Consider the following 14388-nt stretch of genomic DNA (forward strand, 5'->3'; position numbering starts at 1 on the left):
GGCCCGCCGGTCGTGCCGGCGAGCCGTCCGGGAAGGACGTCAGATGGTGCCGACGACCTCGGTGGCTCCGGGGACGTCGCTGAGCGGACGCGACGCCGGGCCGATGTAGTTGGCGCTCGGGCGCACCAGCCTGCCCGTGAGCTTCTGCTCCAGGATGTGCGCGGCCCAGCCGGCCGTGCGCGCGCAGGTGAACATCGAGGTGAACATGTGCGAGGGCACCTCGGCGAAGTCCAGGACCACCGCGGCCCAGTATTCGACGTTGGTGGCCAGCACCCGGTCGGGCTTGCGGGCGTGCAGCTCCTCCAGCGCCGCCTGCTCAAGGGCCGCGGCGACCTCGTAACGAGGCGCGTCGAGCTCCTTGGCGGTGCGGCGCAGCACGCGGGCCCGAGGGTCTTCGGCGCGGTAGACGCGGTGGCCGAAGCCCATCAGCCTGTTGCCCTTGTCGAGCTCGCTCTGCACGTACTTCTTGGCGTCGCCGAGCTGCTCCACGCCTTCGATCATGTGGAGCACGCGCGCCGGGGCGCCGCCGTGCAGCGGGCCCGACATGGCGCCGACCGCTCCGGACAGCGCCGCGGCCACGTCGGCGCCGGTGGAGGCGATGACGCGGGCGGTGAAGGTGGAGGCGTTCATGCCGTGCTCGGCGGCGGAGGTCCAGTAAGCGTCGATGGCCTTGACATGCTTGGGGTCAGGCTCACCGCGCCAGCGGACCATGAAACGCTCGACGATGGTCTTGGCCTCGTCGACCCGGCTCTGCGGGACCATCGGCAGGCCGAGGCCGCGCGCCGACTGGGCCACGAAGGACAGGGCCATCACGGAGGCACGGGCGAGCTGATCGCGCGCCTCCTGGTCGCTGATGTCGAGCAGCGGCTTGAAGCCGTAGGCGGGGGCCAGCATGGCCAGCGCGCTCTGCACGTCGACTCGGATGTCACCGGAATGGACAGGGATGGGGTACGGCTCCGCCGGGGGCAGGCCCGGCTGGAACTTGTTGTCGACCAGCAGGCCCCAGACATGCCCGAAGGGCACGCGGCCGACCAACTCCTCGATGTCGACGCCCCGGTATCGAAGGGCGCCCCCTTCTTTGTCCGGTTCCGCGATCTCGGTCTCGAAAGCCACTACGCCTTCGAGGCCGGGTTTGAAGTCGGACATTCTCGGCCGCCTCCCTTTCTTGCCATGTTCCGGCAATGCCTTGATGTCGAGATACCGGCCAGTCAATTTAACCCCCTCCCAGCTCGTGCTCGGTCTCGGGACCCGCCGGTAGGCCATAACCGCTGGTAGGGGGCGCTGTGTGGGATCTGCCACCAAGCACGCGAGAATACCGTCTCGTGGATGCCACCTCGCGCCCGCCCTCCTTGGCGGGGCTTCGCCGGACCTATGAGGGCGAACCGCTGCTCGAAGCCGCCGTCGCGGCTGATCCGATCGCGCAATTCACCGTCTGGTTCCAGGACGCGCTCGACGCCGGCCTGCCCGAACCCAACGCCATGGTGCTCGCCACCGCCTCCGCCGGAGGCCGGCCGAGCGCCAGGACCGTCCTGCTCAAGGGCTACGACGAACGCGGGTTCGTCTTCTACACCAACTACGAGTCCCGCAAGGGCCGCGACCTGGCCGAGAACCCGCGGGCCTCGCTGCTGTTCCCCTGGCACCCGCTGCGCCGTCAGGTGCGGGTGGAGGGCTCGGTGACGAAACTGGGGCACGAGGAGTCGGCCGCCTATTTCAACGCCAGGCCGTACGGCTCGCGCATCGGGGCGTGGGCGTCGCGGCAGTCCGCGGTCGTGCGCTCCAGGGAGGAGCTGGACGAGCGCTACGAGGAACTGGCGGCGCGCTGGCCGGAGGAGCCGCCGGTGCCCGACTTCTGGGGCGGCTTCCGGGTGACGCCGGTGGAGATGGAGTTCTGGCAGGGACAGCTCGACCGGATGCACGACCGGCTGCGTTACCGGCGGACCCGGCCGGGGTGGGAGCTGGAGAGACTTGCCCCTTAATGTGCCTTAAGTGACATTCGGGGATTTCGTCAAGCGTCACCTGGTGGACACCCGTCCGCTGTCCGTGCCCGCCTACCGGCGGCTCTGGATCGGCCAGGCCGTCTCGCACGTCGGCCTGGGCGCCACCGTCGTGGCGGTCAGCCAGCAGGTCTACGACCTGACCGGCTCGTCGTTCTGGGTCGGCATGCTGGGCCTGGCGAACCTCGTCCCGCTGGTGATCTTCGGACTGTGGGGCGGGGCCGTCGCCGACGCCGTCGACCGGCGCAAGCTGCTCGTCGCCGGCTCCGCGGTCGCCTGGTCGAGCACCATGCTCATCCTGCTGCAGGCGCTGGCCGGGGTGCCGAACGTGTACGTGCTGCTGGCGACCGTGGCCGTGGGCGCGGCCGGCTTCGCGATCAGCTCGTCCACCAGGGGCGCGATCATCCCCAGGCTGCTCCCGGCCGAGCTGGTGCCCTCGGCCAACGCGCTCAACTCCCTCGTCTACAGCATCGGGGCCGTCGCCGGACCGATGATCGGCGGCATCCTGCTCACCAACGGCGGCTACGCGGCCGCCTACGCGGTCGACGCCCTGCTGTTCACCGCCAGCCTCTACGCCGCCTTCCGGCTGCCCGCGCTGGCCCCGCAGGGGGAGGTGTCCCGGCCGGGCTGGCGGTCGGTGGCCGAGGGGCTGCGCTTCATCGTGACCAGCCCGGTGCTGCTGATGTCGTTCGTCGTCGACATCATCGCCATGGTGTTCGCGCTGCCCAGGGCGCTCTTCCCGGAGCTGGTCGACCTGCGGTTCGGCGGCGACCTCAACGTGCTGGGCTGGCTGGTGGCGTCCATGGCCGCCGGGTCGGTGATCGGCGGGCTGTTCTCCGGCTGGGTCACCCGCGTCACCCGGCAGGGCCTGGCGCTCACGTTCGTCATCGCCGTGTGGGGGCTGGCGGTCGCCGCCGCCGGGCTCGCCCAGCAGCTCTGGCTCGTGCTGCTGTTCATGGCCGTCGGGGGAGCGGCCGACGTCGTCTCCTCGGTGTGGCGGCAGTCCATCCTGCAGCTGTACGCGCCGGACGAGATGCGGGGGCGGATGCAGGGCGTCTTCATGGTCGTGGTCGCCGGTGGCCCCCGGCTGGGCGACGTCCGCGCCGGAGCCACGGCCACCGCCTTCGGCCTCACCACCGCCTGGGTGGGCGGCGGCCTCGCCTGCGCGCTGGCCGTACTCGTCGTCGGCCTGTCGGTGGCGAGCTTCAGAACCTACCGCTCCCGCTGAGGGGCGGCCGCTTCGAGGTGCTACCGCTCCCGCTGAAGGGCAGCCACATCGAGGTGCTACCGCTCCCGCTGAAGGGCGGCCACCTTGAGGTCGGCGAGGAAGCCTTCGTACGCCGAGTCCCGGTCGGGCGCGCGCAGGACGGCCGACGGATGGATGGTCGCCACCGCCGTAGCCCCGCCCAGGGGCACCGGCTCCCCCCGCTGCCGCGTCACCCGGAACGCCCGCCCGAGCAGCGCCCGCGCCGCCGTCGCCCCCAGCACCACGACCACCTCAGGCTCCACCACGGCGAGCTCGGCGTCCAGCCACGGATGGCAGGCCCCGATCTCGGCCGCCGTCGGCTTCTGGTGGATGCGCCGCTTGCCCCGCGGCGTGAACGAGAAGTGCTTGACCGCGTTCGTCAGATAGACGTCGTCCCGCTCGATCCCGGCCTCCTCCAGCCCCCGGTCCAGCACCCGTCCGGCCGGCCCGACGAACGGGTGCCCCTTCAGGTCCTCCTGGTCGCCGGGCTGCTCGCCGACGAGCATGAACGCGGCCCCGGCCGGCCCCTCGCCGAACACCGTCCGCGTCGCGTCGCGGTAGAGGTCGCACCCCTCGCAGCGGGCCGCCGCCTCCCGCAGCGACGTCAGATCCAGGTGACCGGGAAGGAACCGGGCCGCTGAGTTGTTGCCGTCCTTTGACATCGTCGGTCGTTTCTCCCCATAGGCTTTGCCTCTGACTCCTGTGCCCGAAGCGGACGGGCTCAGTCCCGCTACGACCGGCGTAGCATGCAGTTGGGAGGAGCCTTGACCGCACACGGCCTGATCGACACGACGGAGATGTATCTCCGTACGATTTACGAGCTCGAGGAGGAGGGCATCGTCCCCCTCCGGGCGCGCATCGCCGAGCGCCTGCAGCAGAGTGGCCCCACCGTGAGCCAGACCGTCGCCCGGATGGAGCGCGACGGCCTCGTCCGCGTCGAGGGCGACCGCCACCTGTCCATGACCGAGCTCGGCCGCACCCTGGCCACCAGGGTGATGCGCAAGCACCGGCTCGCCGAATGCCTGCTGACCGACGTCATCGGGCTGCCCTGGGAGGAGGTGCACATCGAGGCGTGCCGCTGGGAGCACGTGATGTCGGAGTCGGTCGAGACCCGCCTGGTCAAGCTGCTCGACAACCCCACGGTGTGCCCGCACGGCAACCCCATCCCGGGCCTGGCCGAGCTGGGCGCGCAGGAGTCCGCCGAGCCATCGGGGAGCATGCTCCCGACCATGACGGAGGTGGCAGGGGCTCAAGGAGTCCCCGTGGTGGTGCGGCGAATTAGCGAACAAGTGCAAAGTGATCCCGCTCTGATGCTTAAACTCAAGCAAGTTGGGATACAACCCGGACGCGAGGTGACGCTCGCGGCGAGCGACGACGGTGTGCGGGTGACAGGTGACGGTGACGCGAACGACCCTCTCGCGGAGATCCCGCGTGACGTTGCCGCGCACGTTTTCGTCACCAGGCGCTGACGCACGCGCGGCTGCTTGGTTGAATCCCATCAGGGAGCCCCTCCACTCCCCCCCGGCCAAGACTGTTGCAGGAGCGCCCGTGGTTCGCTTTTCGCGCATGCGTCCCCTAGGAGTGGTCTCCGGATGAAGCGATGGGGGGACGTGTCACCCGACGCCGATCACCTGGCCGCGTCGTCCGTGCTCGACCATGCCGAGATGGCGGTGGTCGTCACGGACAGGTTCAGCAATCTCCTTTACTGGAACCCGTTCGCCGAGCGCCTGTTCGGCCGCCCCCGGGCGTCGGGCCGCGACCCCTCGGCCCAGTCGTTCGGGATCATGGAGAAGGACCACCCGCAGGCCATCGAGCTGGCCAAGCACGTGCTCAAGGGCGGCGTCTGGGAGGGCACGTTCGACGTGCGGCGCGCCGACGGGACCATCCTGTACGTGCGCGCCCAGGCGGTGCCGTTGCGCCACACCTCCGGCTCGGTGACGGGCATCGTCATCACCGCCCGCGAGGCGCTGCGCAGCAATGAGCGGGAGAAGGACCGGTTCGGGCTCCTCGAACGCATCGGCGAGCGGCTGGCGGGCTCGCTCTACGTCGAGGAGACGCTCAAGCGCGTCGCCGAGATGCTGGTGCCGCAGTTCGCCGACCACTGCTTCATCGAGCTGATGGAGGGCGACCGGCTGGTGCGCCGGGTCTCCCAGCACGTGCAGGGCTGGTCACCGCCGCCCGGCACCTGGAAGCCGGTCGGCGCCGAGATCCGCTACCCGGCCGGCCACTACGCCGACGCGGCCATGCGCCGCCAGGAGACGATCCTGGTCGACGACTTCGCCGGCAACAGCTTCCCGGCGCCCTCGGAGGGCAGCGCCCGGCTGTGCGGCGAGGTCGGCATGAACTCCGCGATCGTCGCCCCGCTGTGCGTGCGCGGCGAGACGCTCGGGCTGATGTACCTCGGGCTGTCCAACCTGACCGACCGCCGCAGCCCCCACTACGACGCCTTCGACCGCGACTTCGTCGGCGCCATCGCCACCCGGGTCGCGCTCGCCATCGACAACGCGCTGCTGTTCGAGGAGGAGCGGCACACCGCCGAGTCCTTCCAGAAGCATCTGCTGCCCAGGGCGCTGCCGCAGCTCGACGGCCTGCAGATCGCCGTGCGCTACTACCCGGCCGCCCCGCTCGCCTCGCACGGCCAGGGCATCCAGACCCAGGTGGGCGGCGACTGGTACGACGTGATCCCGCTGTCGGCCGGCCGGGTCGGCATCGTCATCGGCGACGTGGAGGGCCGGGGCGCCAAGGCCGCGGCCATCATGGGCCAGCTCAGAGCCGCGCTGCGGGCCTTCGCCCAGGACGACAAGTCGCCCGCCGACATCCTGGCCAGGCTCGACGAGTGGACCCGCATCATCGCCACTCCCGAGCGCGACGACAACGGCGCCGACGTGAGCATCCCGCCCATCGTCACCTGCCAATACCTGGTCTACGACGCCTGGTCGCGGCAGTTGTCCTTCGCCAACGCCGGTCACGCCCCGCCGCTGCTGCTGCACGACGGCCAGTGCGTCGAGCTCGACATCGAGGAGGTCGGCCAGCCGCTGGGCGTGCGCGCCAAGGGCCTGCACGCCGACCTGGTCTACAAGGAGGAGACGCGCACGCTGCCGCCCGGCGCGGCGCTGCTCCTCTACACCGACGGCCTGGTCGACCGCCGCCCGGCGCGGCTCGGCGAGATGCCCACCGAGGCCGAGACGCTCGGGGTGCTCTGCGAGAAGCTCGCCAAGATGGCCGACGCCGAGGTCGAGCGCATCGCCGACGCCGCCACCGTCGCGGTGCCCGGCGAGATCGACGACGACATGGCGATCCTCGTGGTCCGCTCCAGCGACGCCGACCTCGACGTCGAGGAGCGTACGTTCCCGGCTCAGCCGATCATGGTCGGCGAGGCCCGCCGGATGGCCTCGGAGGCCTTCGAAGGCTGGAACGTGCCTGAGGAGCGGGCCGAGCTGGCCTGCCTGCTGGTCTCCGAAGTGGTCACCAACGTCGTGCTGCACGCCTCCACGGCCAGCGTGCCGCGCCGCGAGCTGGTCGTCGAAGGGCCGCCGCTGCCGTTCGAGGAGTCCTGGGACATGCCGGGCTTCGAGGACGAGGTGGTCGGCGACAAGGAGTTCACGCTGCGGCTGCGGCGCGGCGGCGAGTCGGTCTGGGTCGAGGTCTTCGACCAGGACCTGCGCCTGCCGCGGATCCGCAGCGCGGGCGAGAACGACGAGGGCGGCCGCGGCCTCTACCTGGTCGACCAGCTCGCCAAGCGGTGGGGGTCCCGGCCCACCAGGGAAGGCAAAGCGGTCTGGTTCGAGATTCCCACGCGCAGCCGCTGATGGTTCACTTACGCGCATGGAGCTGGCCTTCGAGCGCCGGGGTTCCGGCGAGCCGCTGATCCTGATCCACGGCATCGGGCACCACTGGCAGGCCTGGTTGCCGGTCATGGACCGGCTGGCCGCCGACCGCACCGTGATCGCCGTCGACCTGCCCGGGTTCGGGCGTTCGCCGGGGTTGCCCGACGGCGTCCCCTACACCGCCGAGTCGCTCGCCGACGCCGTCGAGTCCTTCTGCGCGCTGCTCGGCGTACGGGAGCCGCACGTGGCGGGCAACTCGCTGGGCGGCTACATCGCGCTGGAGCTGGCCTCGCGCGGCACGGCCCGCAGCGCCACCGCGCTGTCGCCCGCCGGGTTCTGGTCCCGGGCCGAGCTGCTCTACTGCCAGGCGGTGCTGCGCGCGACCCGCGCCTCGGCCCGCGCGCTGCCGCCGGAGCAGGCGGGCCGGGCGGCCGAGAGCGCGCTCGGCCGCACGCTGTCGGCCGGGCTCCTGGTGGCGCATCCGTCGCGGCTGACGCCGACCGCCCTGACCGCCGCGTCGCAGGCGCTCGCCGACTCCGCCGGGTTCGACGAGACGCTGGCCTCGTTCCTCGGCCTGATGCCGCCCGCGCCGCCCAAGTCGCCCATCACGATCGCCTGGGGCGAGCACGACCGGCTGCTGCCGCGCCGCCAGGCCGTGCGCGCCGCCCGCTGGTCGGGGCAGCGGGTCAAGCTGCTCAAGGGGTGCGGGCACGTACCCATGAGTGACGACCCGGCGCTGGTGGCGCGGGTGCTGCTGGAGGCTAGCGGAACGTCTGACCCCACAGCAGCAGCATGACGAGCACGAAGACGATCATGATGCCGGCGTAGCCCACCGCGCCGAGCCTGAACGCCCGGCGCACCCGGTTGAGGCCCCAGGCGAACAGCAAAGCCAGAAAAACCAGGAGGATCAGGCCGCTGTCCATGGTTCCCAGTATGCGTCGCCGGCGGGCTAAAAGCCGAAGGAGCGGCCGATGATCTCCTTCATGATCTCGGTGGTGCCGCCGTAGATCGTCTGCACGCGGCTGTCGAGCCACGCCTTGGCCACCGGATACTCGGTCATGTAGCCGTAGCCGCCGTGCAACTGCAGGCAGCGGTCGATGAGCTTGGTCTGCAGCTCGGTGGTCCACCACTTGGCCTTGGCCGCGTCGACCACCGTGAGCTCGCCGGCGTTGAGCGCCACGATGCACTTGTCCACGTAGTGGCGGGCGATCTCGGTCTCGGTGGCCAGCTCCGCCAGGACGAACCGGGTGTTCTGGAAGGAGCCGATGTTCCGCCCGAACGCCTGGCGGCCCTTGCAGTACTCGATCGTCTGCTCCAGCACGGTCTCCGCCGCCGCCACCGCCGCCACCGCGATCGACAGGCGCTCCTGCGGCAGGTTGTTCATGAGCTGGAAGAAGCCCTGGCCATCCTCCGGGCCGAGCCGGTTGGCGACAGGCACCCGGACGTTCTCGAAGAACAGCTCCGCCGTGTCCTGCGCCTTCATGCCGACCTTGTCCAGGTTGCGGCCGTGCCCGAACCCCTCGGCGCCGCGCTCGACCACCAGCAGCGTCGTCCCTCTGGCCCCGGCCGCCGGGTCGGTCTTGGCGACCACGACGACGAGATCGGCGTTGACGCCGTTCGTGATGAACGTCTTCTGCCCGTTCAGCACGTAGTGGTCGCCCTGGCGGACCGCCGTCGTCCTGATCCCCTGCAGGTCGCTGCCGGCGCCCGGCTCGGTCATCGCGATCGCCGTGATCAGCTCGCCGCTCGCGAAGCCGGGCAGCCAGCGCCGCTTCTGCTCCTCGTCGGTCAGGTCCACCAGGTACGGGGCCACGACGTCGTTGTGGAGCGAGAAGCCCAGGCCGGAGGCGCCGTTGCGGATGATCTCCTCGACGATCACCGCGTTGTAGCGGAAGTCGGTGATGCCCGCGCCGCCGTACTCCTCGGGCACCGAGAAGCCGAACATGCCGACCTCCCCGGCCTTCTTCCAGACCTCGCGGGGCACGATGCCGTCCTTCTCCCAGCGGGCGTGATGGGGCACGACCACGCGGGCCATGAACTCCCGCACGGTCTCCCGGAAAAGCAGGTGCTCCTCGTCGAAGAGGTCTCGCCGCATGTCGCCTCCAAGCAGGGGGTGTGGTGCGTTCCAGAATACGATTCTGGCGGGCGGACACGGGTTCATCACAAGTGAAGGCAGATGGGCGTGTTGTGGGGGGTGGCGGCTCTAAGATCTACCTTCGGTTTACTGTGCGATCGGAGTTAGCCGTGAGTCGGTGGCGCAATGCGTGGATCGCCGCATCGATCGGAATAGCGGCCTCGTCCGCCTTCGTCGCGATACCCGCGAAGGCGAGTACGTTCAGCCTCGTCGTCGACTACACGTGCACCGGCGGCATCGCCGGTTCGGCCGAGGTCAAGCTGAAAGCCCGGGTCCAGATCCCGACGGCGGTCCAGGTCGGCAGCATGCTCAAGCTCGGCTGGTCGGTCGAGCACGTGGGCGCGCCGAGGTTCAAGTCGCCCGACTACTACGCCGAGGGCGCCCGGGTCTCGCTCGTGGGCAACGTCAAGCTCGACGGCGCCTGGAACGGCACCCTCGAAGCCCACGGCAGCGAGGACCAGGCGGCTCTCAAGCCGAACCAGCCGCTCGTCGCCCCCGAAGGACTGTCCTCCGAGGCGCACATGACCGAAGAGGGCGTCATCAAGCTCACGCCGCAGGGCATGACGGTCGACTTCGTCCCGCCCGCTGGTGAGATCACCGTCAACAACGACGACCCCCGGGTGAAGTACGACGCCGGGTGGCATTCGAGCGGCCTCACGCCTCCCGAGTACGGCGACCACCTCAGGGACGTCCACACCACCTCCACCCGCACGGACGAAGCGGTCATCCGCTTCCGGGGCACGGGCTTCGAGTACATCGGCCGCGAGATGCCGGGCGTGGGCCGGGCCAGGGTGATCGTCGACGACGACGCCTCGGCGATCGTGGACCCGACCAAGGACCCCAACGGCAACCCGACCAACGCGACCAAGGGCAACATCTCCCTCTGGGAGCGCAAGGACCTTCCCTACGGGGAGCACGTGGTCCGGGTCAGGGCCATCGACGAGGGCAAGGACGTCCACCTGGACGCCTTCAAGCTGCACACGCGCGAGATGATCGACCCGCCGACCGAGCACAAGTCCACCTGCGCGGTCACCAACAACCCGGGCACGGTCGAGATCACCGTGGGCGGCGGCACGTCGTCGCCCGATCCTTCGGAGACGCCCCCGAACAGCCCGGACCCCACGCCGACGAACACCAACACGGGCGACCCCGACCCCACGGCCACGACGACGCCGCCGAACCGGCATGTCCCCTGGCCGAGCGGCAGTCACGTGGGCGTCGTGGTCCCGGGCAGCAGCAAGACCCCGACCCCCACGGCCACGGCCTCGGCCGGCCCCACTGCCACCAACTACAAGGCCGCCCAGGTGGACACCACCCCGCTGGGCGGCGTGGACACCGGTGAAGCGCCCGACCAGGGCACGGGCTCGTACGCGCTGATCGCGGGCGGCTCGCTGCTGCTGATGGGCAGCGCCGCCGGGGGGCTCCTGGTACGGCGGCGCCGCGCCGGACACGCCGGAGGAACGGACCGATGAGCGAGCTGAAGTCGCAGATGTCCAAGGCCACCCCGGCGCTGCTGATCGCCGGGTCGCTGGCCGGGGTGGGCGCCATCATGGTCGGCCTGCTGTCGCTGGCCCCGCCGGTGGACGACGGCTCGGGCCCGGTCCCGATGGCCGCCCAGCAGGGCGGTGACCCGGCGACGCTGCAGTATCAGAACGCGGGCGCGTTCGAGCTACCCCGCGGCGTCGGCCCCGGCGGCGAGAACGTCCCCCTCACCCCGGCCCGCCTCGACGCGCCCCCGCCCCTGCCCGCGGAGGTGGTCGTCCCGGCCATCAAGCCGGCCAAGACCAAGACCAAGACCACCAAGGTCAGGCCGACCCGCATCCGCATCCCGGACATCAAGGTCAACGCCCCGATCAACACGGTCGGCCTCACCAAGCAGGGCGCCCTCGCCACCCCGCCGCTCAGCAAGCCCAACCTGACGGGCTGGTACGGCAAGAGCCCGCTGCCCGGCGAGCTCGGCCCATCGGTGATCAACGGGCACGTCGCCACGAAAAAGGGCGCCGCTGTTTTCAAGCGTCTGAGCGAGCTGTCCAAGGGCGACCACATCTACGTCTACCGCTCCGACGGCAAGGTGACGCGCTTCACAGTGAGCGGCATCGAGCAGGTCGGCAAGAAGACGTTCCCCACCAAGCGCGTGTACGGCGACACGAAGAACGCCCAGCTCAGGCTCATCACGTGCGGCGGGATCTACAACAAGGCGGCCCACAGCTACACGGACAACATCATCGTGTACGCCACCCTGTCCAAGAAGAAGGGCTGATACGGTCTTTTTGGACTTTTACAGGAGATTGACAGGATTAGTCCGTATGATCTCAACCCAACCGTAACCCGCGGCTGGAATCGTGGGACGCCCTGTAGTGACTGTGCTGAAACGGAGAAGGACAGTGCTGACGTCCAAGGCGCGGCGCCGCCTCGCCCTCAAAGTCTCCGCCTCGGGGATCGTAGGCACGTTAGTCGTCTTCGCCGGGGCAGCCCTCACGTTGTCGTCCCCCGCGTCAGCGGCCGCGGACAAGACGCTGAGCATCGTCTACACGTGCTCGGGCGGGCCTTTCACCAACACCTCGCTTACGGTGCCCGTGACGGTGCCGGACACCGCGAGCGGAACCTTCGAGGCGAAGTGGGCCATCCCCGCCTTGACGCTGAAGACGAGCCCGAACGCCGCCGATCAGGTGAAGGTGGGCGGAAAGCTCACTGTTGAGGGCGGCACGCACGCCGACCTGGCCAAGAACGGCGGGACCGTAACCTCGGGTTCGACCGCCGTGCCCACGTTCCAGGTCACCAGCAGCGTCACAGTGACGGCCACTACCGGCGGCAAGGTGACGCTGAAGCCCACCCTCGGGGCGGGCAGCCTGACGCTGGCCTTGGCGAGCAGCACGAACACCGCAGACGTGACCACGTGCCAAACGACGAGCACCACAAGCGTGGACGTCACTGTCGGCACGGACGGCGGTGGCACGGGGACGGACATCATCGAGTACGACTGCACCCTGTCGACCACTGGCGGGACGGACGCCGCTTACCCGGCGACCGTCGACATCAAGGTCACGCCGACCATGCCGACCGGGGCCAAGGCCAATCAGGACGCCTCCATCACCTGGACCGGCACCGTACAGACGACCGGTGACCCGCTGAAGGTGCCCGCCGCCGGCTTCCCCGCGAACAGCAAGATCTTCGCCAGCCTGAAGGCCAGCGGTGCGGGAACGCCGACCACCCCGGTGATCGGCGAGGCGGCGCTGACCGCGACGGCGGGCCAGAGCCTCACGACGCTGCCCACCGTAACCGTCAAGGTGAAGCCCACCACGACCGGTACCGTCACGATCACCCCGGGGGACATCGTCTTCGGCACGAGCGCGACGGCTCCCACGGTGAAGTGCACGGCACCCACCACCGGCCTCAAGACGTACACGTTCACCGTCGCTGCGGCGACCAGCACTCCCACGTCGACGCCGACGACCACCTCCACGCCGACCCCGACCAAGACCACCACGGTGTACCAGACCGTGACTCCGACCAGCAGCCCCAGCAAGACCACCAGTTCGCCGCGCAGTTCGGAGACGCCCAAGGAAGGGGCGGACACCGGGGCCGGGGGGACGATGGGGCCTGATGGGCGGATGTTCCTGGCTGTCGGGTCGGTGCTGATCGTGGCGGCCGGGGCCGGGGGGCTGCTGATTCGGCGCCGCGGCGTAACCAAGGGATGATGGACCCGTGGCGAACCAGTACCCCTACGGCAGCCCGCCCCCGCAGGACCACGGCAGCAAGGTCCTGAGGACCACGCTGCTGCTCGCCGCGGTGGCGGGAGTGGTGACGGTGGTGGCGGGGATGCTGATCGTGCTGGGCTCGCCCGAGGAGTACGGCCTGGCGAGCGAGCGCGACTCGCTGAGCCTGACGGCGCAGCCGTCGGGGCAGCCGGAGCAGGCGATGTTCCAGGCGGGGCCCGACGCGCCGCCGCCGCTGCCGCGGATCCAGGCGGCTCCGGCGATGCTGCCGTCCACGCCCGAGCGGATCGTGATCAAGAAGCTGGGCGTGAACGCGCCGATCAGGTCCGTGGGCCTGGCCAAGGACGGCACGATCCAGGTGCCGCCGGCCGACAACCACAACCTGGCCGGCTGGTACCGGAACATGTCGACCCCCGGCGAGGCGGGCCCGGCGGTGCTGCTGGGCCACAAGGACACGCGGACGCGGCCCGCGGTGTTCAACCGCCTGCCCGAGCTCCGCCACGGCGACGTCATCGAGGTCAAGCGCCAGGACGGCATCACGGCGGTGTTCACCGTCGGCGGCATCGAGCAGGCGAGCAAGAAGACGTTCCCCTCCGAGCGTGTCTACGGCCCGCAGGAGAACGCCCAGCTCCACCTCATCACCTGTGGCGGCGTCTACAACCGCAACACGGGTCACTACACCGACAACGTCATCGTCTACGCGACGATGACGAGCTCCTATCGAAGCTGATCGCGGAGGCGCGCTATGGGCTGGATGGCGAAGCGGAGACTGCGTACTGGCCCCACGGCGGCACTGCCCGCCAAGCCTGAGCGCGCCGAGCTGCTGAGGCTGGTGCGGCTGGCCGACCCGGGTGCGCGCGAGGACGGCGACGACATCGTGGCGGTGGACGTACGGGTGCACGCCCCGGTGGAGGCGGAGCCGGAGCTGGTCGGCGGGGAGCTGGAGCGGGTCTGGGCGTGCCGGGTGTCGGCGGAGGGCCCGCTGCCGTTCGACTACTTCGACCGGTTCCTGGCCGAGGGGCTGGCGTTCCGGCTGGGCGGGCTGGCGGTGTGCCGGGGCGAGGTGGACGATCCGGCCGACGACTCGCGGCCCGGCGGCCCGGCGGTGATCCTGCCGGCGAGGCCGGCGGCGGAGGAGCTGATCGACCTGCTGGAGGGCGAGGTCGAGCAGGAGGAGGAGTTCGTCTTCACGGCCGGCGGGGTGCGGGCGCTGGTGGTGCCGCAGAAGGGTCAGCCGCCCGCCGTGCAGGAGCTGCTGCCGTTCGCCACCGAGCTGACGGCGATCGAGTTGCGCGGTGACGACCAGCTGAAGCTCGGCTCGCTGGCGATGTCGCTGTCGGAGTCGCTGAACGGGCTGGTCGTGGACCGGTGGCGGTTCCGGATCGATCGGGCGGAGGAATTGCTACCCCCGGCGAGGGCAGAAACCGAGTGACGTTCTGTTGTACCCTCTGCCTAAGAACCGAATATTGCT

14 protein-coding genes are annotated in these 14388 nt (G+C 70.3%); 10 read left to right on the forward strand and 4 right to left on the reverse strand.

Features of this window, described 5'->3' with window-relative positions:
• Positions 1 to 39: 39 nt before the first annotated feature.
• Positions 40 to 1146: a citrate synthase 2 gene (locus tag ADY59_RS16975; RefSeq protein ID WP_049563225.1), complete on the reverse strand. Its 1107-nt coding sequence runs from the start codon at positions 1144 to 1146 to the stop codon at positions 40 to 42.
• A gap of 176 nt (positions 1147 to 1322) precedes the next feature.
• Between ADY59_RS16975 and pdxH the strand changes: the two genes are divergently transcribed.
• Positions 1323 to 1976, forward strand: coding sequence for a pyridoxamine 5'-phosphate oxidase (gene pdxH / locus ADY59_RS16980; protein ID WP_049563227.1), 654 nt, complete (start codon positions 1323 to 1325; stop codon positions 1974 to 1976).
• A gap of 10 nt (positions 1977 to 1986) precedes the next feature.
• The gene (locus ADY59_RS16985) at positions 1987 to 3222 is read left to right on the forward strand and encodes an MFS transporter (protein ID WP_049563228.1); all 1236 of its coding nucleotides are present in this window, start codon (positions 1987 to 1989) and stop codon (positions 3220 to 3222) included.
• Between the two features lie 56 nt (positions 3223 to 3278).
• Here the strand turns inward: ADY59_RS16985 and ADY59_RS16990 are convergent, their stop codons facing one another.
• Complete coding sequence (locus ADY59_RS16990) at positions 3279 to 3902, reverse strand: UdgX family uracil-DNA binding protein (RefSeq protein WP_049563230.1); 624 nt, start codon at positions 3900 to 3902, stop codon at positions 3279 to 3281.
• Positions 3903 to 4004: 102 nt separating this feature from the next.
• On the opposite strand from ADY59_RS16990, the gene ADY59_RS16995 reads away from it, so the two are divergent.
• The 3 genes from ADY59_RS16995 to ADY59_RS17005 all read left to right on the forward strand — a co-directional run bounded on the left by ADY59_RS16995 (position 4005) and on the right by ADY59_RS17005 (position 7863).
• Entirely contained in the window at positions 4005 to 4709 is a 705-nt protein-coding gene (locus tag ADY59_RS16995; RefSeq protein ID WP_049563232.1) for a metal-dependent transcriptional regulator, read from the forward strand.
• A gap of 123 nt (positions 4710 to 4832) precedes the next feature.
• Positions 4833 to 7049 carry an ATP-binding SpoIIE family protein phosphatase gene (locus ADY59_RS17000; protein WP_049563234.1) on the forward strand — a complete coding sequence of 739 codons (2217 nt, stop codon included), beginning with the start codon at positions 4833 to 4835 and terminating at the stop codon, positions 7047 to 7049.
• Positions 7050 to 7065: 16 nt separating this feature from the next.
• Positions 7066 to 7863, forward strand: coding sequence for an alpha/beta fold hydrolase (locus ADY59_RS17005; RefSeq protein WP_049563236.1), 798 nt, complete (start codon positions 7066 to 7068; stop codon positions 7861 to 7863).
• On the opposite strand, the gene ADY59_RS51460 is transcribed toward ADY59_RS17005, so the two are convergent.
• Together ADY59_RS51460 and ADY59_RS17010 are read right to left on the reverse strand one after the other, a co-directional pair.
• The gene (locus ADY59_RS51460; RefSeq protein WP_197093700.1) at positions 7829 to 7990 is read right to left on the reverse strand and encodes a hypothetical protein; all 162 of its coding nucleotides are present in this window, start codon (positions 7988 to 7990) and stop codon (positions 7829 to 7831) included. The genes ADY59_RS17005 and ADY59_RS51460 overlap by 35 nt on opposite strands.
• Before the next feature lie 26 nt (positions 7991 to 8016).
• Entirely contained in the window at positions 8017 to 9162 is a 1146-nt protein-coding gene (locus ADY59_RS17010) for an acyl-CoA dehydrogenase family protein (protein ID WP_049563238.1), read from the reverse strand.
• A 149-nt stretch (positions 9163 to 9311) separates the two neighbouring features.
• Between ADY59_RS17010 and ADY59_RS17015 the strand changes: the two genes are divergently transcribed.
• The 5 genes from ADY59_RS17015 to ADY59_RS17035 all read left to right on the forward strand — a co-directional run bounded on the left by ADY59_RS17015 (position 9312) and on the right by ADY59_RS17035 (position 14349).
• Positions 9312 to 10673 carry a hypothetical protein gene (locus ADY59_RS17015; protein ID WP_049563239.1) on the forward strand — a complete coding sequence of 454 codons (1362 nt, stop codon included), beginning with the start codon at positions 9312 to 9314 and terminating at the stop codon, positions 10671 to 10673.
• Positions 10670 to 11461, forward strand: coding sequence for a class F sortase (locus tag ADY59_RS47555; RefSeq protein ID WP_053174839.1), 792 nt, complete (start codon positions 10670 to 10672; stop codon positions 11459 to 11461). Before ADY59_RS17015 ends, ADY59_RS47555 begins: the two co-directional genes overlap by 4 nt.
• A gap of 124 nt (positions 11462 to 11585) precedes the next feature.
• The gene (locus ADY59_RS17025; RefSeq protein ID WP_049563241.1) at positions 11586 to 12899 is read left to right on the forward strand and encodes a hypothetical protein; all 1314 of its coding nucleotides are present in this window, start codon (positions 11586 to 11588) and stop codon (positions 12897 to 12899) included.
• Between the two features lie 7 nt (positions 12900 to 12906).
• The gene (locus ADY59_RS17030) at positions 12907 to 13647 is read left to right on the forward strand and encodes a class F sortase (RefSeq protein ID WP_049563242.1); all 741 of its coding nucleotides are present in this window, start codon (positions 12907 to 12909) and stop codon (positions 13645 to 13647) included.
• A 24-nt stretch (positions 13648 to 13671) separates the two neighbouring features.
• Positions 13672 to 14349 carry a hypothetical protein gene (locus ADY59_RS17035; RefSeq protein ID WP_156325553.1) on the forward strand — a complete coding sequence of 226 codons (678 nt, stop codon included), beginning with the start codon at positions 13672 to 13674 and terminating at the stop codon, positions 14347 to 14349.
• Positions 14350 to 14388 lie beyond the last annotated feature (39 nt).

Origin of the sequence: Nonomuraea sp. SBT364 (assembly GCF_001083785.1) — a bacterium.
Lineage (GTDB): Bacteria > Actinomycetota > Actinomycetes > Streptosporangiales > Streptosporangiaceae > Nonomuraea.